19 protein-coding genes are annotated in these 22873 nt (G+C 52.0%); 15 read left to right on the forward strand and 4 right to left on the reverse strand.

The window, feature by feature from the left end; translation table 11 throughout:
- Positions 1 to 243 precede the first annotated feature (243 nt).
- The gene (locus RB297_RS30895) at positions 244 to 1122 is read left to right on the forward strand and encodes a hypothetical protein (protein ID WP_375122092.1); all 879 of its coding nucleotides are present in this window, start codon (positions 244 to 246) and stop codon (positions 1120 to 1122) included.
- Between the two features lie 106 nt (positions 1123 to 1228).
- Here RB297_RS30895 and RB297_RS30900 read toward each other — a convergent pair whose 3' ends face one another.
- Entirely contained in the window at positions 1229 to 3289 is a 2061-nt protein-coding gene (locus RB297_RS30900; protein WP_375122093.1) for a transglycosylase domain-containing protein, read from the reverse strand.
- Between the two features lie 332 nt (positions 3290 to 3621).
- Between RB297_RS30900 and speE the strand changes: the two genes are divergently transcribed.
- The 3 genes from speE to RB297_RS30915 all read left to right on the forward strand — a co-directional run bounded on the left by speE (position 3622) and on the right by RB297_RS30915 (position 6802).
- The gene (speE, locus tag RB297_RS30905; RefSeq protein ID WP_012818360.1) at positions 3622 to 4449 is read left to right on the forward strand and encodes a polyamine aminopropyltransferase; all 828 of its coding nucleotides are present in this window, start codon (positions 3622 to 3624) and stop codon (positions 4447 to 4449) included.
- Positions 4450 to 4467: 18 nt separating this feature from the next.
- A complete protein-coding gene (speB, locus tag RB297_RS30910) occupies positions 4468 to 5337 on the forward strand; it encodes an agmatinase (protein ID WP_012818361.1) in 870 nt (289 codons plus the stop codon).
- Positions 5338 to 6322: 985 nt separating this feature from the next.
- Positions 6323 to 6802: an SRPBCC domain-containing protein gene (locus RB297_RS30915; RefSeq protein WP_192570124.1), complete on the forward strand. Its 480-nt coding sequence runs from the start codon at positions 6323 to 6325 to the stop codon at positions 6800 to 6802.
- Between the two features lie 98 nt (positions 6803 to 6900).
- Here the strand turns inward: RB297_RS30915 and RB297_RS30920 are convergent, their stop codons facing one another.
- Both RB297_RS30920 and RB297_RS30925 read right to left on the reverse strand, forming a co-directional pair.
- Entirely contained in the window at positions 6901 to 8973 is a 2073-nt protein-coding gene (locus RB297_RS30920) for a serine hydrolase domain-containing protein (protein ID WP_375122095.1), read from the reverse strand.
- A gap of 215 nt (positions 8974 to 9188) precedes the next feature.
- Positions 9189 to 9713 (reverse strand): phosphatase PAP2 family protein, encoded by a 525-nt coding sequence (locus RB297_RS30925; protein WP_090914378.1) that lies wholly within the window; start codon positions 9711 to 9713, stop codon positions 9189 to 9191.
- 338 nt (positions 9714 to 10051) lie between these two features.
- On the opposite strand from RB297_RS30925, the gene RB297_RS30930 reads away from it, so the two are divergent.
- The 6 genes from RB297_RS30930 to argS all read left to right on the forward strand — a co-directional run bounded on the left by RB297_RS30930 (position 10052) and on the right by argS (position 15270).
- Positions 10052 to 10909 (forward strand): carbon-nitrogen hydrolase family protein, encoded by an 858-nt coding sequence (locus RB297_RS30930; protein WP_375122096.1) that lies wholly within the window; start codon positions 10052 to 10054, stop codon positions 10907 to 10909.
- Between the two features lie 48 nt (positions 10910 to 10957).
- Positions 10958 to 11629, forward strand: coding sequence for a GNAT family N-acetyltransferase (locus RB297_RS30935; RefSeq protein ID WP_192570122.1), 672 nt, complete (start codon positions 10958 to 10960; stop codon positions 11627 to 11629).
- A gap of 92 nt (positions 11630 to 11721) precedes the next feature.
- The gene (locus tag RB297_RS30940; RefSeq protein ID WP_012818376.1) at positions 11722 to 12393 is read left to right on the forward strand and encodes a GNAT family protein; all 672 of its coding nucleotides are present in this window, start codon (positions 11722 to 11724) and stop codon (positions 12391 to 12393) included.
- A gap of 129 nt (positions 12394 to 12522) precedes the next feature.
- The gene (locus RB297_RS30945) at positions 12523 to 13041 is read left to right on the forward strand and encodes a hypothetical protein (protein WP_096777298.1); all 519 of its coding nucleotides are present in this window, start codon (positions 12523 to 12525) and stop codon (positions 13039 to 13041) included.
- A 127-nt stretch (positions 13042 to 13168) separates the two neighbouring features.
- The gene (locus tag RB297_RS30950) at positions 13169 to 13594 is read left to right on the forward strand and encodes a YwiB family protein (RefSeq protein WP_096777299.1); all 426 of its coding nucleotides are present in this window, start codon (positions 13169 to 13171) and stop codon (positions 13592 to 13594) included.
- Positions 13591 to 15270 carry an arginine--tRNA ligase gene (argS, locus tag RB297_RS30955; RefSeq protein ID WP_375122097.1) on the forward strand — a complete coding sequence of 560 codons (1680 nt, stop codon included), beginning with the start codon at positions 13591 to 13593 and terminating at the stop codon, positions 15268 to 15270. The genes RB297_RS30950 and argS overlap by 4 nt, the downstream gene beginning before the upstream one ends.
- Positions 15271 to 15381: 111 nt before the next feature.
- On the opposite strand, the gene RB297_RS30960 is transcribed toward argS, so the two are convergent.
- Positions 15382 to 16530 carry a S8 family peptidase gene (locus RB297_RS30960; RefSeq protein ID WP_012818380.1) on the reverse strand — a complete coding sequence of 383 codons (1149 nt, stop codon included), beginning with the start codon at positions 16528 to 16530 and terminating at the stop codon, positions 15382 to 15384.
- Positions 16531 to 16895: 365 nt separating this feature from the next.
- Here RB297_RS30960 and rpoE point away from each other — a divergent pair, with 365 nt between their 5' ends.
- The 5 genes from rpoE (at position 16896) to RB297_RS30985 (ending at position 22863) form a co-directional block, all read left to right on the forward strand.
- Positions 16896 to 17459 (forward strand): DNA-directed RNA polymerase subunit delta, encoded by a 564-nt coding sequence (gene rpoE, locus RB297_RS30965; protein WP_090914358.1) that lies wholly within the window; start codon positions 16896 to 16898, stop codon positions 17457 to 17459.
- 526 nt (positions 17460 to 17985) lie between these two features.
- Positions 17986 to 19587, forward strand: coding sequence for a CTP synthase (locus RB297_RS30970; RefSeq protein WP_096777301.1), 1602 nt, complete (start codon positions 17986 to 17988; stop codon positions 19585 to 19587).
- A 273-nt stretch (positions 19588 to 19860) separates the two neighbouring features.
- Positions 19861 to 20253, forward strand: a complete 393-nt coding sequence (locus RB297_RS30975; protein WP_009595517.1) for a response regulator — start codon at positions 19861 to 19863, stop codon at positions 20251 to 20253.
- Between the two features lie 174 nt (positions 20254 to 20427).
- Positions 20428 to 21282 carry a class II fructose-1,6-bisphosphate aldolase gene (fba, locus tag RB297_RS30980; RefSeq protein ID WP_012818384.1) on the forward strand — a complete coding sequence of 285 codons (855 nt, stop codon included), beginning with the start codon at positions 20428 to 20430 and terminating at the stop codon, positions 21280 to 21282.
- A gap of 321 nt (positions 21283 to 21603) precedes the next feature.
- Entirely contained in the window at positions 21604 to 22863 is a 1260-nt protein-coding gene (locus tag RB297_RS30985; RefSeq protein WP_036662837.1) for a UDP-N-acetylglucosamine 1-carboxyvinyltransferase, read from the forward strand.
- Positions 22864 to 22873: the final 10 nt, after the last annotated feature.

The following is a 22873-nucleotide window of genomic DNA, read 5'->3' on the forward strand; positions in this document are numbered from 1 at the left end:
ATCATATGAACCAATTCCAGCGTTAGGCGCAGCGGCCGCTCAGAAAATCCTTCCATTTCATTTCACGCCAACTTATACTATTAGCAAAAAGATGTGAAATTCGCACAGGAAGAGTATCTGCGGCCCAGGCGCCTCAAGCGCTGGATCATATCCTGTACGGGCCATCGTTTCGACTCGAATGTGTACATTATCTAATACCTATCCTTCGATTTGCGGATGTGTATAAACAGGGGAGGCCGGAGTATGACTTGTCCGATATGTCGATATGAAACGGGAGATGGGAAATATTGTAAGAAATGCGGGGCCAGGCTGATTATCGAGGATTCCCCCGTCTTTGCGGCCATGAAGGAGCAAGCTGCTGCGTCGGAAATTTACGGCGTCGCCAGGCGAGGCGGAAGCATAAATAGGGAGATTTCTCATGTGCGCCAAGGAGAAGCTGCTCTGCCGGTGTATACTCCGCCGGATATTTCATTTCCTACAGCAGGCCGCCAGCATGCCGAAGAGGAAGAGGGGCCGAATCCTTATTGGACCAGCTTAAAATTGTATGGGCAGCTCTATGGGGACCATTTCCTGAAGGGGCTAAGGCATCCCTTCAGCGCAGCTGCCGTAACGGACAACAGCCAGTTCCTAAACGCGATCGTATCCATGCTGCTCTATATTGTGCTCCTTCCGCTCGCGCTGTACGCAGCGCTTCATCATGAACTGCAGGGGCTCCCGGAGGGGGCGTTTGTAGATCTAGTCCTGAAGCCTATTGTCTGGATCGCGATTTTCTTGTTTTTGCTGAACGTCTTTACCTTCGCTGCAGTCAAGCTGTCATTTAACCCGGCTGCGAAGCTGAAAGAAGTCATGGCCAGATTCGGCACATTGCTGCCGCTATACCTTGTGTTGTATGCGATCAGTTTGTTGTTCCTGTTTCTTAATGGCGATATATCCAAGGTGATCATCCTTCTAGCGTTCATCAGCACCGTGATGACCGTGCCGTTATGCGTCATGACCGGCTACAAGAGAAGAGTGGCCGGCGGCCTGGATCCGCTGTATGCGATCCTGCTGGTCTACGTTGCAGTCATGCTCGTCATCGTGCTTCTGGGCAGCTCCATGATCGAATATATGAGCATTTTATAAGAAGCCATCTACATAAAGAATCGTGAAAAAGAGAAAAACAGCAGGCTCTTAATCGGGAACGCCCGGAAAAAGAGCCTGCTGTTTTTTGACGTGACGGGCTATCCGTTTATTCGACCCACCATCGTTTGAAATCCTTCCACCAGGAACGTTCCTCCTGTTTCTCGGCAGCATCTGCAGGGTTAGCCTTCTTGGCGGGCTCCCCGCCCTCATGTTCGTCGCAATACTCCGTGGGCTCCGTCCCTTTGACGAAAACCTCCAGCGTTTTGTCCGGACAGCCGACGCCTGCAAGCTTGCCCGTCTTCGGATCCACATATGCGCTGGCGACTTCATCCGGGATCGGAAAAATCTTGGGCGGCACGTTCTCCAGTGCCTTCTCCGTATACTGCGCAAAGATCGGCGCTGCGCGCCGTCCGTCGACTTTGCTGATCTCCCGTCCTTTGTCATACCCGACCCATACCGCCGTCGACAGCTCCGGGGTATATCCGACGAGCCAGGCGTCGGTGTCGGTCGTGCCCGTCTTCCCGGCCACCGGCCGTTTCATCAGGGTGGAGACGCGGTTACCCGTTCCGCCGGTCTCGAATACCCCCTCCATCATGCGCGTCATCACGTAAGCTGCGGAAGGCTCGACCACTTGTTCGCCTTCCTCTTCCGGAGCCGTATACAAACTGCGGCCGGCCGCGTCGGTGATGCTCAGCACCGCGACAGGGGAGACCCGCTTGCCGCTGTTAGCCATGACGGCGTAAGCGGAGGCCATCTCCAGCGGGCTGACGGGCGAGGTGCCCAGGGCCAGCGAAGGGACAGGCTCCAGCGGACTCGTGATGCCCATCTTTTTCGCCATGTCGGCGACTTTATCCGGGCCGATTTTCATGATGGTATTCACGGCATAGATGTTATCCGAGGCGGCAATGGCTTCCCGCATGGGGATTTCGCCTAAATATTTATCGCCGAAGTTGCTGGGCTGGTACGTTTTTCGATTGTTATCGTAATGAAACAGGGTAGGCTGGCTGTTGAACACGCTGGTGCTTGTCATTTCCTTGGATGCAATGGCCGTTAAATACATAATCGGCTTAAATGAGGAGCCGGGCTGTCTGGTTCTGGCCAACGCGTGGTTGTATTGATTCTCGCGGTAATTCTTACCGCCGACCATAGCTTTGATGTGGCCGTTTCGCGGATCGATGGATACGAGCGCCGTCTCCAGCTCGCTCTTGCTGTCCATGCCCTCGGATACGGCCTCTTCGGCTGCTTTCTGGGCCCGAGGATCCAGGGTTGTATAGATGTTCAAGCCGCCCTGTTCGAGCTGCTGGTCCGTGATGTTCAACTGCTTGGTGACGAGACCACGGACATAGTCCCGGAAGTAGGAGGCAATTACTTTATTCTCCTGCCGGTCCTGCGGGAGCAGGGCAAGCTTGGCCGAAGCGGCTTTATCCGCCTCGGCCTCCGTGATGAATCCGGTCTCCGCCATGGCATTCAGGACGATCTGCTGTCTTTTGACAGCGTTGTCCATATGATTGTAGGGCGAATAATACGTGGGCCCCTTCGGAATGCCGGCCAGCATTGCGCTTTCGGCCAAGGTCAGGTTTTTTGCCGATTTGCCGAAATACAGCAGCGACGCCGACTCGATGCCGTAAGCGCCGTGACCGTAATAAATTTCGTTCAGGTACATTTCGAGAATTTGATCTTTCGTATATTTCATCTCAAGCTGGGCGGTGAATTTGGCCTCCTTGAGTTTTCGTGTCCACGTCTTTTCATGAGATAGGTATAAGTTTCGTGCAAGCTGCTGGGTTAACGTGCTCGCTCCCTGTTTGCGATCCATATGCTGCAGGTTGACCAATACGGCCCTGGCCATGCCCTTCATATCGAACCCGGGATGATCATAGAATTTTCGGTCCTCCACCGCCAAGGTGGCCTGAACCAGGAGGGGGGATATGTTGGCCAGGTTCACCTGCTCGGATGTATGTCCCGTGCTTGAGAATGTGGCGATCAAATCTCCCTGGCTGTCGAGCAGACGGGAGTAGCGGGATGTTTCCGCGACCGGCAGCGGCGTTATAAATAAATAGGCGAGCAGAATGCCGCCTGCGATGATGGAAATGCCAAGGAGTACGAACAGAAATGTAGCAAGCCGGACGAAACGACGTTTGCGCTTGGGTGATTTTTTTTGCCCCGGCATCAGATGTTCTCCTTCCAGTCCTTTTGTAGAGTCAAGGCCCTTGTGCCGCCAAAAATGGAGATGTGCTCAAATTCTCCTTGGCTGCCTTCTTTTTCTATACAGTATGGGGCTGCAGCGGTCAGGATATTCATCGGAAAGGGCGATGTTTTTGCTTCCGTTCGCATGTACCGGAACTTTTGGTTGCAATTTGGGCTTGATTTAATATAATCTAATTTGTTTGGTACAATAGGAAAAGTGTGAAACTGTAAGCTAAAGGCATCTGCCCCGAATAAAGTTTTACGGCTTGGATCTGGACGGCTGAACATTATTCTAGCGGAAAGAAGGTAGTGACGATGGAATTATGGTACACAGAGAAGCAAACCCCGACTTTTGGCATTACGGCTAAAATCCGGGAGACCTTTGTACATGAGAAGACGGAGTTTCAACAATTGGATATGATCGATACCGAGGAATTCGGGCGCATGCTCGTGCTGGACGGTATGGTTATGACTACGATTAAGGATGAATTCGTCTATCATGAGATGGTCGCTCACCCCGCGCTGAACACGCATCCAAATCCGAAGAAGGTTCTTGTCGTCGGCGGAGGAGACGGAGGCGTCATTCGCGAAGTGATCAAGCATCCGGGCGTAGAGAAGGCCGTACTCGTTGAAATTGATGGAAAAGTTATCGAATATTCGAAGCAGTACTTGCCTGAGATCGCCGGCAAGCTGGACGATCCGAAGGTTGAAGTGCTGGTTAACGATGGATATATGCACATTATCGAGCATAAGAACGAATACGATGTCATCATGGTGGACTCCACCGAGCCTGTAGGCCCGGCTGCTCCGTTGTTTGAGCGCGGATTCTATCAAGGGATCTATGAGGCGCTGAAGGAAGACGGTATTTTCGTGGCGCAAACGGACAATCCGTGGTTCAAAGCGGATCTGATTCAGCAGGTCAACAAAGACGTGAAGGAAATCTTCCCGATCGTGCGTGTCTATGGAGCGAACATTCCAACCTACCCAAGCGGTCTGTGGACCTTTACGATGGGCAGCAAAACATACGATCCGCTTGAAGTGGACGAGTCTACGATTGATGAGATGGATACGAAGTACTATTCGCCTCGTCTGCATAAAGCCGCCTTCGTGCTGCCGAAATTCGTAGAAGACTTGGTGAAATAAGGAGGCGCGCATAAACTGATGAAACTGGATCAAGGTTATTCCGGCAACGTGTTTATTCTGAGCTCCGAGGATTATGAAGGATCCAAGGCCGTCATCTACGGTATGCCGATGGACTTCACGGTTAGCTACCGTCCCGGCTCCCGTTTCGGCCCGGCCCGTATCCGCCAAGCATCCGTTGGCTTGGAGGAGTACAGCCCGTACTTGGATAAGAGCATTGAAGATATCACTTATTTCGATGCAGGCGATCTGATGCTGCCTTTCGGCAATGCCGGCCGCAGTCTTGAAGTGATCGGCGATTATGTAGGCAAGCTGCTGGACGACGGGAAGTTCCCGATTGGACTCGGCGGAGAACACCTCGTATCGTGGCCGATTATTCAGAAGGTGTATGAGAAGTATCCTGATCTCATTCTGATCCATATCGATGCCCATGCCGACCTGCGCGAGCATTACGAGGGAGAGCCGTTGTCCCACTCCACGCCGGTCCGCAAGGCGGCGGGCATTATGGGCGGCAAGAACATTTATCAGTTCGGCATCCGTTCCGGCTCCCGCGAGGAGTTCCAGTATGGACGCGAGAACATCAATTTCTACCCGTTTGAGGTAGCCGCTCCGCTGAAGGAAGCATTGCCTTCCATGGGCAACCGTCCGGTCTACGTGACCATCGACATCGACGTGCTGGATCCGTCTGCCGCACCGGGCACCGGTACGGCAGAAGCCGGCGGCATCACGTCGAAAGAGCTGCTGGAAGCCGTACATCTGATTGCAAACTCCGATGTGAACGTTGTTGGCTGCGATCTCGTGGAAGTGGCGCCGATCTACGATCCGACCGAGCAGACCCAGATCGTGGCTGCGAAGCTGATTCGCGAGATGCTGCTGGGATTCGTGAAGTAGGGGATTCCACCCACCCAAACCCTCCCTGCCAGGGAGGGCCCCAAGGGCGCTGCCCTCTGGACACCCGCAACGTTGGCGTTCAGCGGGGCTCTGGGGATCGAAGCGGGGCTGGTGCTTGTGCCCGGCCAACCTTCGGTCTCCCCTGCGGGGACGCCCTCGAGGCCTCTGGAGCGCCCTTTATGTGGCCAAGGCTTTGCCCCTCGGCCGATGAAAGAAAAAGCAAGCCATCCCTACCTAAGCCTTGCGGCTATCGGGGATGGCTTGCTTTTTCGCGTAGCGAGGCCCTCTCGAGCAATTCCCTGCCACGGGTCGCTCGCGGGCCAGCCCAACATTCATGATCAGCCGAGGCTTTGCCCCTCGGCTGATGAAAGAAAAAGCAAGCCTCCCCCACCTAAGCCTAACGGCTATCGGTGTCGGCTTGCTTTTTCGCATGAGCGCGGCCCTCTCGAGCAATTCCCTGACGGGTTGCTCGAGGGCCAGCCCAATATAGATGATCAGCCGAGGCTTTGCCCCTCGGCTGATGAAAGAAAAAGCAAGCCTCCCCCACCTAAGCCTAACGGCTATCGGTGTCGGCTTGCTTTTTCGCGTGAGCGCGGCCCTCTCGAGCAATTCCCTGACGGGTCGCTCGCGGGCCAGCCCAACATACATGATCAGCCGAGGCTTTGCCCCTCGGCTGATGAAAGAAAAAACAAGCCATCCCTACCTAAGCCTTGCGGCTATCGGGGATGGCTTGCTTTTTCGCGTAGCGCGGCCCTCTCGAGCAATTCCCTGACGGGTCGCTCGCGGGCCAGCCCAATATAGATGATCAGCCGAGGCTTTGCCCCTCGGCAGTTAAAGAAAAAGCAAGCCCTCCCTACCTAAGCCTTGCGGCTATCGGGGAAGGCTTGCTTTTTCAACTTTGAGCAATTGAGAAGAAATGATTGGTAGTCATATGTTATAAGCTTAAGGAAGCTTGATTCGGATTTGAAATAAGGAGGCTAATAACATGGCAGATTCGTCCGGCAAGAAGAGAATTGACTCTGCCGCGAGGATGATTAAGGCTTCGCCCCAAACCATTTATCAGGCATTCACTGACCCCAAGGCTTGGGTGTCGTGGCTTCCGCCAGAGGGGATGTCAGGTCAGATCGATACCTTTGATGCCCGTGAAGGCGGGACTTATCGAATGGTGCTCACCTATATTGGAACGGACCACGCGAACCTCGGCAAATCATCGGCAGGCACGGATATCGTCCAAGGTAAATTCCTGGCGTTGGTGCCAAACAAGAAAATCGTGCAGTGTTTTGAATTCGAGTCGGAAGACCCCGCTTACGGGGGCCAGATGAGAATGACATGGACGTTGACAGCACTTGCGGAAGGCACTGAGGTGGCGGTTGTTTGCGAGGACGTTCCTGAGGGCATACGGCAGGAAGATCACGAAGCAGGCCTCCGTTCAACGCTTGAGAATCTCGCGGTTTTTACGGAGTGATAGCGGACAGGCAGCGTACCTCACAAGGTCCCTTTAACAGTGAAAAAGCAAGCAACCCAACTTAAGCCGAGCGGCTAATCGGGTTGCTTGCTTTTGTGTTAATTCAGGGTGATGCCGAATGCGGAGCCAGGGGCACCGGCGAATACGACAGTTCCCTTAGCCGGGAGCTTAACTTCGTTGGAGCCGCTGACCACGGTGTAGTTAACGACTGTGCCCTTCTCGTCGTATACGGCGAATGCGCCTTCTGCCGGCAGGGTTACCGTCATGGTTTTGCCTGCGGCTGCTTCAGGTACGGTATACCACTTGGCATAGCCGTCGGCCTGCAGGGTAACGGTGGATTTTTTCCCTTTATACAATGGCTTCACATGCTTGCCGCTGATAAACAGGGATCCAGCGCCCTCGAGATACTCTACGCCTTTTTCCTTATAGAAGCGGAATTCGGACGTATCCCGGCTGCCGATCGCCGGAACCTGATGCTGGCTTACTGCGGTATCCGGATCGATAATCTTCTTGTCGACCAGATATCCTTCCAGGCCGCTCTTGCTGTTAATCTCTACCGTCGGTTTCGTAATGAAGTACATCAGCGATGTGAATTTCTCGTTCAATGGATAGAACGTTTCGCCTTCCCGCTTCGCCCATGCGGCAGCGGTTTCCTTGGACAGCGGGTTCGCTTCCATTTTTTCGGCCGAATATTGCGACAAGGCCATCTGTCCCAGTCCAGGAATCGAAACATATTGTCTTACCCATAGGTAGATGCGATCATTCTTTTCCTTAACGAAGCTGACCTTAATGCTGCCATCCGCGCTGACAAACGTTCCGTCCGCGGTGTATACATATTTCTCGGCAGGATAGTCCGGAACCATCGGTACGGTAATGGACAGTTCGCCGTCCTTGATGTCGACTTTCATCTGCTGATTCGTCACGCCATAGTAACCGGCGAATTCCGCCATATTGTCAGGCATATCCGCTTGGACCGGTTTGCCGAACGATTTTTCCGGCTTGAACTCCTTGATGGTGCCTTTTTCCTTGAGCGTATGCAGCAAAATTTCGTTTGCCAGCAATTGGTTGGTTGAACTCGAACCGCCGGAAGATAATACGGCAGCTGCCATGTTCTGCTCCGGAAGCACAACGAGCGAAGCGTGGTATAGAATGGTGTCGCCGCCTTTAGTCACGGCTTTCATGTCATATTGGTTAAACGGGAACAGTCTCACGCTGTCCCAGCCAAGTCCATAATCGAACGAATTATCGGCATCTTCTGGCCACAGGCCTTTTTTATACTCTTCCTGCTCCATGGCTTTTACAGACGCAGCTGAGAGGATTCCCTCGGCTTCCCCGGTGAAGATCTGCGCAAACTGCACCAGGTCTTCGGCCGTGGAGTAGATGCCGCCGGTTCCGATGACATTGATGGTCTCGTTAGGCAGCTGTCCTTGATGAGCCGGATAATAGAGGCCCGCCATTTGGTTTAAATCCAATGTGTCTTGGGATGTCTTGGTGTGGTCCATGTTTAACGGCTCGGTAAAATGTTCATGAATGAATGCGGTAAAATCCTTGCCGCTCACTTTTTCCACGAGAATCTCGGCCAGCGTGAATCCGTCATTGCAATACACGGAGAATGCACCCGGATCTGCTTTGAGGTTTTGAGTGGACAACTGCTTCAGCAGCGTGTCATGTGCATGCGGGTCGTTATCTTCGAACAAGAACGCGTTGTTCAGGCTTGAGCCCTGCAGGCCGGAGGAATGGTTAAGCAGCATGCGCGGCGTGATTTTTTTGTAGCGTTCGTCTTTCATCGTGAATTCGGGTATGTACTGAACGAGAGGCGCATCCAGGTTGATCTTCCCGTCATCCACCAATTTCATGACCGCGGCGGCAGTGAACACTTTGCTCGTGGAGCCGATCCCATACATCGTATCTTCGGTCAACGGAATCTTTCCTTCGATATCATTGACGCCCGCTTGCCCGGAAACGGTAATCTTGCCGTTGTCGATCAGGGCATATTGGACGCTTGTCGTTCCATACGTCTCGGTGAGCAGCTTGGCTTTCTCTGCGGCGATCTTCTCAAGACCCCCTCCTGCAGCGGCAGTCTGGCTGTTATCTGCTGCCATGGCTCCGGCTGGAAGGATCATTGTAACCGCGAGCAGGGCTACCAGCATTCGTGATAATCTTTTCTTCAATGAACAAATACCTCCTTATTATGAATGTATAAGTTAGTACGATTTACCAGCGGGAATGGTTCGAATTTTTTTTCATGTTTTTTGTGGCTTTATGATAGGAGCATATACAGGAAGGGCGTTTCATTGTTGTTGGGTGAGATATCTACAGATGAGAAGGTCAAAAAAACCAGGCCCCCATCATCAGTTGCGAGAACTGCGCGAGGATGCCTGGTTATTTAACTAAGCACGATCAGTAGTGCCGAAGCGGTGCCGACGAAACAGCCCGCCAGACAATCGGAAGGATAATGAAAGCCGAGATAAATGCGTGACAGACTGACTGTAAGCGCCAGCAGGATCAAGAGCAACGACAGCCAGGGCGTAACGAACAGAAATGGCGTGACGATGGAAAATATGGCCGTCGAGTGTCCGGAAGGAAACGAATGGTCCTTCATCGGTTTCTTTTCAAACCTCACTTTTTCCAATGCCTGGTATGGCCGGATGCGCCGCAGTTTCTTTTTGATGAGAGCCGTAATCAGGAAGCTGAGGGACAGTGCGATAAAGCTCTGCCATCCCATCGTATCCCACGGCTCCGGTGCAAAAAACGCTATCGAAAGTGTCAGCACAATGGTAAAGATAGCACCCCCCATATGGGTGACCAGCGAGAGCATCGAATCCACCATTTTGTTGCTGATCTTGCGGTTTAACCAGCGGAAGATAAGGTGGTCATGTTGCTGAAGCCAATCCATCGAACGAGTTATCATTGTGAACAGAACACCTCACATTATAGTTTGGCAAGCTGAAAGCCCTAAAGTCATAACGGGCTCGTGTGTATGCTTGTAAGGGCCGGGATTGATCGTATAGACAAGAGGCTTACATACGACAGTATACAGGAGAATTGTTAAGCGTGGGTATGAATGGCGAGTATTTTTTCATAATTCGAGCATTCTTTGGCATAGGTACCGTCGATGATAACCGTATACCTTAAGGGACGCGTTTAAAGATTATGGTTTCCCATTGACGGCGACTTGATGTTCCCATGTTCTCTAAGCCCGGAATCCGATATAATGAAAGCATCTAACCATGCATAAGGAGGAGAAGCATGAAATTTCGCGTTTCTGCCGTGCAATATCATCTGCACACGATTCAATCCTTTGAAGATTTTGCCCGTCAATCGGAGCATTATATCCGAACGGCGGAGGAATTCGAAGCCGATTTTGTGCTGTTTCCGGAATTTTTCACGACGCAGCTGATGTCCATCGGGGACGATCAGGGCCAGGCGTTAACGATCAATGACCTTCCGGATTTCACAGACCGTTACCGCGAGCTGTTCCAGGGCTTTGCGAAGCAATATAACATGCATATCATTGGCGGGACCCACGTCATTCGCCGGGAAGGGAAGCTGTACAATGTGGCGCATCTGTTCTATCCGGACGGCCGCATTGCGGAACAGGCGAAGATTCATATTACGCCTTCGGAGATAACCGGCTGGAACATGGGGGCCGGCGAAGGGCTCGAAGTATTCGAGACCGAAAAAGGCACCATCGCGATGCTCACCTGCTATGACATCGAATTTCCCGAGATCGTGCGCATGGCCAAGGCCAAAGGGGCCGACGTCATTTTCTGTCCGTCCTGCACCGATGATCGTCACGGATTCCACCGCGTGCGTTATACCAGCCATGCCCGCGCCATCGAGAATCAAATCTATGTGGTGCTGACCGGCACGGTTGGATCGCTGCCTACCGTGGATCTGATGCGTGCCAACTTCGGGCAGGCTGCCATCATTACGCCGAACGATATTCCGTTCCCGCCGAAGGGCCTGCTTGCCGAGGGAGAGCTGAACAACGACATGATCATTACCGCCGATCTCGATCTGGATTTATTATATCAAGTGCGCGAGAAGGGCTCCGTCACGACATGGCGTGACCGGCGTATGGATTTGTATCCGGATTGGGAGTAAGTCTTTTTATCATGGTTTGATAAAATGGGAAAAGGCGGTGTAGAGGAAATGGCCCGGTTTCATCAACAGTTTTATGTATTCGACGACGTCCGGCCGGTGCCGGTTGTTATTCGAGGCTACACGGAAGCGGACTTCGACGAGCTGATCGCCATTCAATCCGAGACGTTTCCGCCCCCGTATCCTCCGGAGCAATGGTGGAACAAGGAACAGCTGATGCAGCATGTCACCTTGTTTCCCGAGGGCGCCCTATGCGTTGAAGTGGACGGCATGCTGGCCGGGTCCATCACCTCGCTCATTGTGGAGTACGATCCGATGGAGCCTGCCCACTCCTGGGCGGAGGCCACGGATAACGGATACATCCGCACGCATCAGCCGGACGGAAATACCCTATACATCGCCGACATTTGCGTCAGGCCGCGCTTTCGCAAGCTGGGGCTCGGCAAATGGCTGATTCAGTCGCTGTATCACGTGACCATCGAAAGGGGACTGGACCGGCTGCTTGGCGGCGGACGGATGCCCGGCTATCATCGGCATGCGCACGAAATGTCGGCCGTAGAATATTTGGATGCCGTTGTCAGGGGGGATCTCAAGGACCCCGTAATTACCTTCCTGCTCCGGTGCGGCCGGACGCCCGTCGGGGTAGCGGCAGAGTATTTGGAGGATGAGGAGTCCTGCAATTACGGGGCCTTGATGGAATGGAAGAATCCATTCCGAGGGTGAAGTGGTTTAGAATGAACGATGATTTCACGGCTTCGAATATCTTCATAATATAAAGATATTTTCATTACATATATAAGGAGGCTTTTAATTTAATGGAATATATCCGCATTACGAGCATCGACGATCCCTTGTTTCGCAAAATGCACGATCTCATGAAGGAAGTGTTCCCTCCGGAAGAGGTGCTGGAATTCAGCTTATGGAAAGAGCCGCTCGAAGACCCGGGCATTCGGGTATTTGTTGCCCTACATGAGGACGAAGTGGTGGGTACGACGGAATACCGCTATTACGAGGACTGGAACGTGGCGATGACCGATTTTACCATTATCGGGCGTGAAGGGCTCGGCATCGGCCGATTCCTGGCACAACATCGCTTGAAGGATCTGAATCAATTGGCGGCAGCAAACGGCAAAGAGCTGTTCGGCATGTTTGCCGAGATTTACGATCCATATCGGGTGCAGGACCATGCATTCGGCGGCGTGAAGCCGATGGATCCGTTCGTTCGCCGCGAAGTCCTGTCGCATCTGGGTTACAAACGCACGGATATCGACTATGTGCATCCGTCCTGGAACAACGATGGCGAAGCGGTGAGCGGGCTTGATTTTTGCTTCATGCCGGGCGACGATGCCGTTGATGAATTGCCCGCGGAGCTGATTGCCAACTTCTTGAGACGATACTATTCGGTGCTGCCCGAGAAACCGCAAGCCTGGAACGACATGGTGGCCAAGCTGGACGCGCGGGAGAAGGTATCCTTGCTTCCGCTGTAACCTATAGTATGGATCATGCCTGATTCTTCTTGAATCAGGCCTATTCTTTTTCTTGACCGCCCATTGATTTCAATTTTTTGGTATTCTAATCCTATGAAAGGCCAGGTCGACGTAATGGGGAGGCTGCTTATGAAGAGAAATCGTATTTGGTTATGGGCAGGTATTGGTTTAAGCATCGTAATCCTATATTCATTCATGCAACTAAGCGTTCATTTCGGCAAACCCATGTCCGAAGAACAGAAGATAGCGGCCTCTTACGTGAAATCGCTGGGCTATAAGATTGTAAGCCACTCCAGTAAACCGATTACTTATACGCTTGAGAAATCTCTTCTCGCACCTGGTAACGGCGCAATCCCCTATATTCAGACATGGAGTGTACAGAGCCAAGATCCGGCAAACTATTACGGAAAAGAAATTGTCACCTATCGCTTCAAGGTTTCCGGGCATCCGCTTGACCGCATGTATAATACGAATACGGCCTTGTTCGTGATGATGTCGGAGGGGAAGGTCATCGGGGGAACCTCGTTCCCCGATCGGAACGATTTAGCCGGAGCTCCTTATTCCATTGATGGAAAGACCTTGGAGGAAATCACGGGTAACAGTTTCGGGGAATGGCGCGAGCAATGGGCCGAAAAATATGGGAATTAAGGATGCGCTCCAACCTCTCCGAAAATACGACGAAAGACATGTTTCTTTACTTTTGCTAAATCCTCATTTGAATTGCAAGGCTATACTGGATATAGTAATACAATAGGTAAGGAAAAGAGGAACGTACATGAACGACCGAAAACAAGTGAACATCCGTCTTCAGAGCCTTCACGAAGGAGAGAATACGATACAGGAGCTTCCCGCAGAGGCGTTTATCAAGGGGAAGGTGCTGTATGTGCGCTATACGGAGCCGGCGCTTGGACCGCATCAAGGGGAAACCCGGGCCATGCTCAAACTGACGGAGGACGAGCTGAAGCTGATCCGTCATGGCGAGGTGGAGTCCGAGCAGGCGTTTAAGCTGGGACTGCAATTGCCTGGATATTATCGCTCCCCGTTCACTTCATTTAATCTGTCTACGCACACCCAGCGTCTGGAGCTAGCGCTAGAGGGCGTGACCGGACGAGCGGCTTGGGCGTATGATTTATATGTGTTTGACGAGTTTTCGGGACACTTTTCGATCAGTTTGACTATTCAGGAGGCACATGAATCATGACTATGAATCCATTAGATCACATTAACGGGCTGGTTGCAGAGGCGGTAGGAGACGCTGCCGTAGCTGCCGGACTGGTGTCCCGCGAGGAGCTGCCCGCCATTACGCTGGAAGTTCCGAAGGATAAGTCGCACGGCGACTTGGCTACGAACGTAGCGATGCAGCTGACGCGGATTGCCAAGAAGAACCCGCGGCAAATCGCGGAAGCTATCCTGGAACATTTGGATACGGCAAAGGCTTCCATTGAGAAAGCGGAGATCGCCGGGCCCGGGTTTATTAACTTTACCTTGGACAAGGGGTATCTCTATCCGATCGTGGCATTGGTACAAGAGCAGGGCGATAACTACGGGCGGATCGCTTCGGGCGAAGGGCAAAAGGTCCAGATGGAGTTTGTCAGCGCCAATCCCACCGGAAGCCTGCATCTTGGACATGCCCGCGGAGCGGCGGTAGGCGATGCCCTTTGCAATGTGCTTGATTTTGCAGGATACGAAGTTACGCGCGAATACTACATCAATGATGCAGGCAACCAAGTCGTGAACCTGGTTAAATCCCTCGAAGCCCGCTATTTGCAGGAGCTCGGCCAGGATGCCGAAATGCCTGAAGACGGATACCATGGCGAGGATATCAAAGGGTTTGCCAAAGAGCTCGTAGCCGAAAAAGGCGATTCCTTGCTATCGATGGATCCTGGCGAGAGAACGGCATTCCTGCGTCAATTCGGGCTTGAGAAGGAACTTGGTAAAATCAAACGCGATTTGAATCGATTCCGCGTCCATTTTGACGAGTGGTTTAGCGAAACGTCCCTGTATGAGGATGGACTGGTGGAGAAATCCCTGGAAGAACTGAAAGCCAAGGGCGAAGCTTACGAGAAGGATGGGGCAACCTGGCTCCGCACCACCGATTATGGGGATGACAAAGACCGCGTCCTCGTCAAGAATGACGGAACGTATACCTACCTGACGCCGGATATTGCGTACCACCGCAATAAATACGAGCGCGGCTATGACAAGATCCTGAATATTTGGGGAGCCGACCACCATGGTTACGTTCCGCGCATGAAGGCTGCCATGGAGGCGCTCGGCAATGACCCGGACAAACTCATCGTATTGATCGCCCAGATGGTCAGCCTGTTCCAGGACGGCGAGAAGGTGAAGATGTCCAAGCGTACCGGTAAAGCGGTCACGATGGAAGATTTGATGGATGAGGTCGGCGTGGACGCGATCCGCTATTTCTTCACCATGCGCAGCATGGATTCGCATTTGGATTTCGACATGGATCTGGCAGTGTCCACGTCCAACGAGAACCCGGTCTTCTACGTACAGTATGCGCACGCACGCATTTGCAGCGTATTCCGCCAAGCGGAGGAGCAAGGCATTAGCCTCCTGCCGCTTGCCGACGTCAACCTGAGCGTTCTGACCGCCGAGCATGAATACGACATTTTGCGCAAATTGGGAGAACTCCCGCAGGAAGTGTCGCTTGCTGCGGAGAACTATGCACCGCACCGGCTTATCCGGTATGTATATGAACTGGCCTCCTTGTTCCACAGCTACTACAGAGCCGAACGCGTCATTACGGAAGACGCGAATCAAACGCAAGCCCGCCTTGCTTTGCTGGCAGCCGTCCGCACGGTCATTGCCAACGTGCTTCGCCTGATGGGCGTATCGGCGCCGGAACGCATGTAAGAAGGGGCTTCCCTTTCATATGCCATAACAGCCAACAGCCGTCTTTCTTTGGAAAGACGGCTGTTTTAATGCGTGAACGAAATGGGCGTTTGCGTTGCTGATGAACCGAATTTATAATTTCATGCCCTCGCGCAAAAATTTCAAGGCATTTACCTCTCCATCGGAGGCGCTGTATCCTTTTTTGAGCTTAAGGGGGGAGGAGGTGCGCCGCAGCAGGGCCTTGATCGTAGCTGTTTTTTTCAAGTCAGGCTTCTGGGCAAGCAGCAGGGCGATTGCTCCGCTCACGTGTGAAGTGGCCATGGAAGTGCCGCTCATTTCGTGGTATTTTCCCTGCAGCCAGGCTGACACGATTTTATCTCCGGGCGCATAAATATCGACAAATTGCCCGCGGTTACTGAAGCCGGGGATTCTCCGGCTGCGGTCGGTAGCTCCGACGGATATCGTTTGGGGATAACGGGCAGGATAGTCCGCGGTACGGCGTTTGCCGTCATTGCCGGAAGAGGCCACAATGAGGACGCCTGCTTGGTTGGCCTTGCTTACGATATCCAGCAGCGTGCGGCTTCGGGTCTGCATGCCGAAACTCATATTGATGATATCGATCTCGGCCCGCACGCACCAGTCGATGGCCAGAATGATATCCGACACGAAGGCGGAGCCGTTGTGATCAAAGGCTTTGACCGGATACACGACAGATCTGGGAGCAACGCCGATCATACCTTGGGTGCTGTTCGCGGCAGCGATGGTGCCCGAGATATGCGTTCCATGCCCATTGTCGTCATAAGGCGGGATGTTGCGATGGACGAGGTTGACCCCTCGGGTCAGCGAATACTTCAGATCCGGGTGACCGAAATCCACCCCTGTGTCGATAACGGCAATCTTCACGCGGTGTCCTGTCGAGGTAGACCAGGCTTGAGGGGCTTTGATTTGCTTGATACCCCATGGGATCCCGGTTAGCGTTCCTATTGTCCCCTGTATGGCGTGGATATGAACCTGTTCATCCTCTTCAACCATCAGTTCGTTCCGAAACTCCGCTTCAAACTTCGCGGTTTGGGGAGCTGGAGCGATGATGGTGCGAGTAAGCGGCGAGCGGCTGACCGAACTCGGGAAACGCCTTTTCCCTGCGAGCCGGTTCCATTCGCGGATGCATTTCTGGTACAGCTGAGGGTCATGAAACGTGAGGAGCCGCCGGTTCATTTCCCGGACGTTCCGCATAGGGTTCGTCTCTGCAAGTAGTGATTGCATGATCCGGGTGTAATCCATGTGTGGCAATCTCCCTTCTCGATGAACCGTTGCTTCAGTATTGTATGAGCCGGGGAGAGTGCCCGAATGGGATGTTGCCCTTTTTCCGGGAAATAGGCCCTGTTTACCGTGTCAAAGCAGCAGGGCTAACATAAGATACATGGAGAGAATATCAAGGTTCTCTTATCTATCCCGTAAGGAGTCGATCCTAGGGGCGGGTACAGTCAGAAGGCGGAGAGAATCGTCTCCGTCTTTTTCCATTTGGTATCTGATGGGTAATGGAGCATAAAAACTTGATTTTTATTTCCAAATAGGTTTTACTTAGTTTTGATAATGGATATGTTGAGGGTATAACGTGAAGATTGTGTGAGAGGAAGTGTGCGTTAGTGAGTAATCCGCTCAATTTAAAGATCGATCCGGAGAAGATTCAGGAAATCCCGATGGTTGACCTGGCTTTTATGGTTCTGAAGGCGGCGAATACGCCGTATTATTACCGTGACCTGATGAATGAGGTGGCCAAGCTTCGCGGCTTTACGGAACAGGAAATTAACGAAACGATTGCCCAGTTATATACCGAGATCAATATAGACGGACGTTTCGCATGTGTAGGTACGAATCTGTGGGGACTAAAGCGCTGGTATCCGCTGGAGAAGTCCGAAGATCCGATTGCGAACGCCAAACGTCCGCGGATCATCAATGATGAAGACGACGATGACGATGACTTCACGGATGAAGAGGATACCTATAGCGGTGACGATGCCGAAGAGGATTTCGACAGCATCGACGATGAAGACGATGATCACGACGATCTCTTCCCGGATGATGACGATGCTGACGATGATGTAGATGAGGACGTTGTTCTGGATGATGACGAATTGGATGACGAAGATGCGGATTCCGAGGAAGAAGATCTGGAAGAGGAAGAATTCGAGGAAGACGACAGAGATTAATCTGTCATTCCGCTCGGAATTTAAGCCAGTCCGCATGGTTTATGACTCTGTTTTACGATGTCGGCCGATTGGGGAATTTTGAGGTTGGTTCTTCTCTTGACAAGCAGACAAGGCACAGAGTAAACTATTGCTTGGGCTTATGATTGTGGATTAAATATGTTTAATATAAAAGTGCCCCGTTATTTATTCGGGGTCACTTTTTTTGTTTTTAAGGCTCGGAAAGTGTAAACGACGCTAGCTTCCGGGCCAATATAGCAAGACCAAGATTCAGATATGCAGAGTAAGAAGATGTATTGGAATCGCTCGCCCTGAAGCCTCATAACGTTATGCCGTACCGGCAGCCCGATGGGGATCATTTTAGCGTCAATATATGCGGTTTGTAATAGGTCGGAGGTCAGCTCGCTCACCATTATTGGAAGCGAGCGATGTTTTTGTTGGTCCCTCTGATGAATCAGGGGAAAACGGGTTAGGATAAACATCATATGTCGCCTGAAGTTATGGAGATTATATAGGAGGGTTTTTAACAGTGACAAAGTATATTTTTGTAACAGGCGGAGTCGTGTCATCTCTAGGTAAGGGAATTACCGCCGCTTCGCTCGGCAGATTGCTTAAGAACAGAGGGCTCAAGGTAACGATTCAGAAATTCGATCCGTACATTAATATAGATCCGGGCACCATGAGTCCTTACCAGCATGGCGAAGTGTTCGTTACTGACGACGGTGCGGAAACCGACCTGGACCTGGGACACTATGAGCGCTTCATCGATATTAACCTGTCGAAGAACAGCAATGTGACAACAGGAAAAGTATACTCTTCTGTTATTAGCAAGGAACGCCGGGGGGAATATTTGGGCGGCACCGTGCAGGTTATTCCTCATATTACGAACGAGATCAAGGAGCGCGTATTCCGTGCGGGCCGTGAAGCGGGTTCGGATGTGGTCATTACCGAAATCGGCGGAACGGTCGGCGATATCGAAAGCCTTCCTTTCCTGGAGGCCATCCGCCAAATCAAGAGCGATGTTGGCCGTGAGAACGTGATGTATATTCATGTAACCCTCATTCCATATATTAAGGCAGCCGGTGAAGTGAAAACGAAGCCGACGCAGCACAGCGTAAAAGAACTCCGCAGCATCGGCATTCAGCCGAATGTCATCGTGTGCCGTACGGAGCATGAGCTTTCAACCGAGATGAAAGCCAAAATCGCGCTCTTCTGCGATATCGACCCTAACGCGGTCGTAGAATGCCGCGACGCGTCCTCCCTGTATGAGGTGCCGCTGAATCTGCGCGATGAAGGCCTGGACGAAATTGTTGTCAATCATCTGAAGCTGACGACTCCTGCGCCGGATATGAGCGAGTGGGAAGATCTGGTGGAGCGCGTCTCCAAGCTGGAGAAGACCGTTGAGATTGCGATTGTCGGCAAGTATGTCGCGCTTCATGACGCCTACCTCAGCGTAGTGGAATCCCTGTCCCATGCCGGCTTTGATGCCAATGCCGACGTGAAGATCCGCTGGGTGAACGCCGAGGAAATTACGGCGGACAATGTGGAAAAGACGTTGAACGGCATCGGCGGTATTCTGGTACCTGGTGGATTTGGAGACCGGGGTATCGAAGGCAAGATCAGCGCGATCCGTTATGCCCGCGAGCGCAACATTCCATTCTTCGGTATTTGCCTTGGCATGCAAGTGTCCGTCATCGAATATGCCCGTTCGATCTTAGGTCTGAACGGCGCGAACAGCTCCGAAATTGATCCGGCTACCGAATATCCGGTTATCGACCTGCTTCCGGAGCAGAAGGATATCGAGGATCTTGGCGGAACGATGCGCCTTGGCCTGTATCCGTGCAAGCTGGTTCCGGGATCGCTTGCGGAGTCCTGCTACCAGGACGAGCTGGTTTACGAAAGACATCGTCACCGGTACGAGTTCAACAACCAATACCGCGAAGATATCGAGAAAGCGGGCCTGCGTATTTCCGGTACTTCACCGGACGGACGCCTGGTCGAGATCGTGGAGCTGCCAGGACATCCTTGGTTCCTCGCCGTGCAATTCCATCCGGAATTCACTTCCCGTCCGAACCGTCCGCAGCCATTGTTCCGTGAGTTTGTAAAAGCCTCGATCCAGCATCAGGCATAATTGGGAAGAGCCTCTTTTTGAAGAGGCTCTTTTTTTTGCGTGCAAATTCTTTTGTCGTTGCGTGAAGGGTGGAGCTGAGGACCGGAATCCCTGTCCAGCGCTGTCGATTTCGGATGCAGCCAATTCGCGATCTTTTTTTCTTACTTTTTCAAGGACAGGAAGGAATTCGACATCTACAGGCGAATACAAATAATGGCCGGTTTATGGGAAAGTTAGGAACTTTCGAGTTTGCATATACTCATTGTACGATTTAAGTATCGGGAGGTTGGAAGGATGAGCAAACAAAGCAAACACAAAGTGCTGATTGTGGATGACCAGAATGGGATCCGCATCCTGCTTGTGGAAGTGTTCAGCAGTGAAGGATATGAGACGTTCCAAGCGGCGAACGGCAAGGCTGCCCTTGAAATCGTGAAGATGCATGCCCCGGATTTGGTGCTGCTGGATATGAAAATTCCTGGAATGGACGGGCTTGAGATTTTGAAGCATATTAAACAGATGAATCCGGACATTAAGGTGATCATGATGACAGCCTATGGGGAGCTTGACATGATCAAGGAAGCGACCGATCTTGGAGCGCTGATGCATTTTACCAAACCCTTCGACATCGACGAGATGCGGCAAGCCGTCAACATGCAGCTGAAAGGGACCGCGAACAACATCGGTTGAATGATGAATTCTGCTCAAGGGGCGGAATTCTTTTTTTTGCCAGAATGTGAGTTCCTTCGCAGCAATTTAGGAAATGCTTGTTTAGTATTTATGACGCGATGTGGTATAATAAGTCCGTATGTTATATCGGCTAAAAACCATAGACAAACTAAGCATCTATAGGAGGATGAAACCATGCCATTAGTATCAATGACAGACATGCTGAACAAAGCACTCGAAGGTAAATATGCTGTTGGTCAATACAACATCAACAACCTGGAGTGGACATATGCAATTCTTGAAGCGGCTGAGCAAGAGAAATCGCCGGTAATTCTTGGTGTTTCCGAAGGCGCAGCTCGTTACATGGGTGGATTCAGCACCGTTGTACACATGGTAAAAGGTTTGATGGAGGACCTGAAAGTTACAGTTCCTGTTGCCATTCACCTTGACCACGGTTCAAGTGTTGAGAAATGTAAAGAAGCAATCGATGCAGGGTTCACTTCGGTTATGATCGATGATTCCCACAGCCCGATTGAGACGAATATTGCAACAACGAAACAAGTGGTTGAGTATGCTCACGCCAAAGGCGTTTCCGTTGAAGCCGAAGTCGGCATGGTCGGCGGACAAGAGGATGACGTTATCGGCGACGTAATGTACGCGAAGCTTGACGACTGCGTGCGCATCGTGAACGAGACAGGCATCGACACATTGGCGCCTGCGCTTGGTTCTGTCCATGGTCCTTACAAAGGCGAACCAAACCTTGGGTTCAAAGAGATGGAAGAGATTCGCGATGCTGTGAAACTTCCATTGGTGCTTCATGGCGGTACGGGCATCCCGACGCATGACATCAAGAAAGCTATCTCCTTGGGTACTTCCAAAATCAACGTTAACACCGAGAACCAAATCTCGTTCACCAAAGTTGTTCGTGAAGTGCTTGCCGCTAAACCGGAAGCTTACGATCCGCGCACATTCCTGAAACCAGGCCGCGAGGCAATCAAGGAAACCGTTGTCGGCAAAATCCGTGAGTTTGGTTCCAACAATCAAGCTTAATCACCCGTAACGCACAAAAGTCGCTTGTAGCCTTCGTGGCCGCAACATGACGATAGGAATCACCTAAGATATTTTAAGCTGTCTTATGCTGCATACAATGAAATGGAAAGCACACCGCATAGCCGGTGTTTTTCCATTTCATTTATTAAGTTATCAAAAAGCGCAAGCGGATTGTGAGGCTTCACAACCGGATAATCGCTACGAAAACGAACGCTTATTGCGTCTGTCATCCTTTAGGAACGTCGATACGACGTTTTTCTTGTATGACGGGCATCAGAACCATTTCCGGCTGCGAAGTGATGTAGGGGGAACCGAAAGCTTATGGAAAAATTGATGATCAGCGGTGGACGCCCACTGCGAGGTGCTGTAACAATCAGCGGTGCCAAGAACAGTGCTATTGCGTTAATTCCCGCCGCAATCCTGGCGGAATCGGAAGTCGTACTTGATAATTTGCCGCTTCTCAGCGATGTGGCTGTTTATGCTGAGATCCTTGAGGAATTAGGCGGGCAAGTTTCATGGGAAGGCAATCAGATGAGAATTGACCCTTCTGATATCAAATCCATTCCGATGCCTAACGGACCCGTCAAGAAACTGCGCGCGTCCTACTATATGATGGGCGCCATGCTTGGAAGATTTAAAGAAGCCGTGATCGGCCTGCCGGGCGGCTGTAATTTTGAACCTCGTCCCATCGACCAGCACATCAAGGGCTTTGAAGCGCTTGGCGCGACCGTGACCAACGAACACGGCTCGATTCACCTGCATGCCAAAGAGCTGCGGGGCGCGAAGATCTACCTCGATGTAAGCAGCGTAGGTGCAACGATTAATATTATGCTGGCGGCTGCCAAGGCCAAAGGCTCCACAATTATCGAAAACGCGGCGAAAGAGCCTGAAATTATAGATGTTGCAACACTTTTGAATTCCATGGGAGCTGTCATTAAGGGCGCCGGAACGGAAACCATCCGGATCGAGGGCGTGACCGAGATGCATGGCTGCCGACATTCCATTATTCCAGACCGGATTCAGGCCGGTACATATATGATTGCTGCCGCAGCTACGCGCGGCGATGTTCTGATTGACAACGTCATCCCGAAACATCTTGAGGCCCTCACGGCCAAGCTGATCGAGATGGGTGTGGGCATCGAAGAGCTGGACGAAAGCATCCGCGTGATCGGTAAAGCCCGGTATCAGCATGTGGATGTGAAGGCGCTTATATATCCTGGATTTGCGACGGATTTGCAGTCACCGATGACCAGCCTCCTTACGCAAGCGGAAGGCGTCAGCGTCCTTAGTGATTTTGTATATAGCAACCGATTTAAACATGTTCCGGAGCTCGTTCGCATGGGGGCCAAAATTCGCGTGGAGGGACGCTCTGCCATCATCGAGGGCGGCCCGCTGAACGCAGCCAAGGTCAAAGCGACCGATCTGCGCGCGGGTGCGGCTCTTGTCATTGCGGGACTGACGGTGCCTGAAGGGATAACGGAGGTAAGCGGCGTGGAATTCATCGACCGCGGCTACGACCATCTCGTTTCCAATCTGCGAGAGCTGGGTGCCGACGTGTGGCGTGAGACCGAAGAAGAGTGATTTTTTTACC

This window comes from Paenibacillus sp. CR_12 (assembly GCF_041953985.1).
GTDB classification, from domain to species: domain Bacteria; phylum Bacillota; class Bacilli; order Paenibacillales; family Paenibacillaceae; genus Paenibacillus_AQ; species Paenibacillus_AQ lautus_A.

Bases quoted from the DNA above. Each gene is read 5' to 3' on its own strand.
- RB297_RS30895 (WP_375122092.1), top strand. From the start codon at position 244: ATGACTTGTCCGATATGTCGATATGAAACGGGAGATGGGAAATATTGT.
- RB297_RS30900 (WP_375122093.1), bottom strand. From the start codon at position 3,289: ATGCCGGGGCAAAAAAAATCACCCAAGCGCAAACGTCGTTTCGTCCGG.
- speE (WP_012818360.1), top strand. From the start codon at position 3,622: ATGGAATTATGGTACACAGAGAAGCAAACCCCGACTTTTGGCATTACG.
- speB (WP_012818361.1), top strand. From the start codon at position 4,468: ATGAAACTGGATCAAGGTTATTCCGGCAACGTGTTTATTCTGAGCTCC.
- RB297_RS30915 (WP_192570124.1), top strand. From the start codon at position 6,323: ATGGCAGATTCGTCCGGCAAGAAGAGAATTGACTCTGCCGCGAGGATG.
- RB297_RS30925 (WP_090914378.1), bottom strand. From the start codon at position 9,713: ATGATAACTCGTTCGATGGATTGGCTTCAGCAACATGACCACCTTATC.
- RB297_RS30930 (WP_375122096.1), top strand. From the start codon at position 10,052: ATGAAATTTCGCGTTTCTGCCGTGCAATATCATCTGCACACGATTCAA.
- RB297_RS30935 (WP_192570122.1), top strand. From the start codon at position 10,958: ATGGCCCGGTTTCATCAACAGTTTTATGTATTCGACGACGTCCGGCCG.
- RB297_RS30940 (WP_012818376.1), top strand. From the start codon at position 11,722: ATGGAATATATCCGCATTACGAGCATCGACGATCCCTTGTTTCGCAAA.
- RB297_RS30945 (WP_096777298.1), top strand. From the start codon at position 12,523: ATGAAGAGAAATCGTATTTGGTTATGGGCAGGTATTGGTTTAAGCATC.
- RB297_RS30950 (WP_096777299.1), top strand. From the start codon at position 13,169: ATGAACGACCGAAAACAAGTGAACATCCGTCTTCAGAGCCTTCACGAA.
- argS (WP_375122097.1), top strand. From the start codon at position 13,591: ATGACTATGAATCCATTAGATCACATTAACGGGCTGGTTGCAGAGGCG.
- RB297_RS30960 (WP_012818380.1), bottom strand. From the start codon at position 16,530: ATGGATTACACCCGGATCATGCAATCACTACTTGCAGAGACGAACCCT.
- RB297_RS30975 (WP_009595517.1), top strand. From the start codon at position 19,861: ATGAGCAAACAAAGCAAACACAAAGTGCTGATTGTGGATGACCAGAAT.
- fba (WP_012818384.1), top strand. From the start codon at position 20,428: ATGCCATTAGTATCAATGACAGACATGCTGAACAAAGCACTCGAAGGT.
- RB297_RS30985 (WP_036662837.1), top strand. From the start codon at position 21,604: ATGGAAAAATTGATGATCAGCGGTGGACGCCCACTGCGAGGTGCTGTA.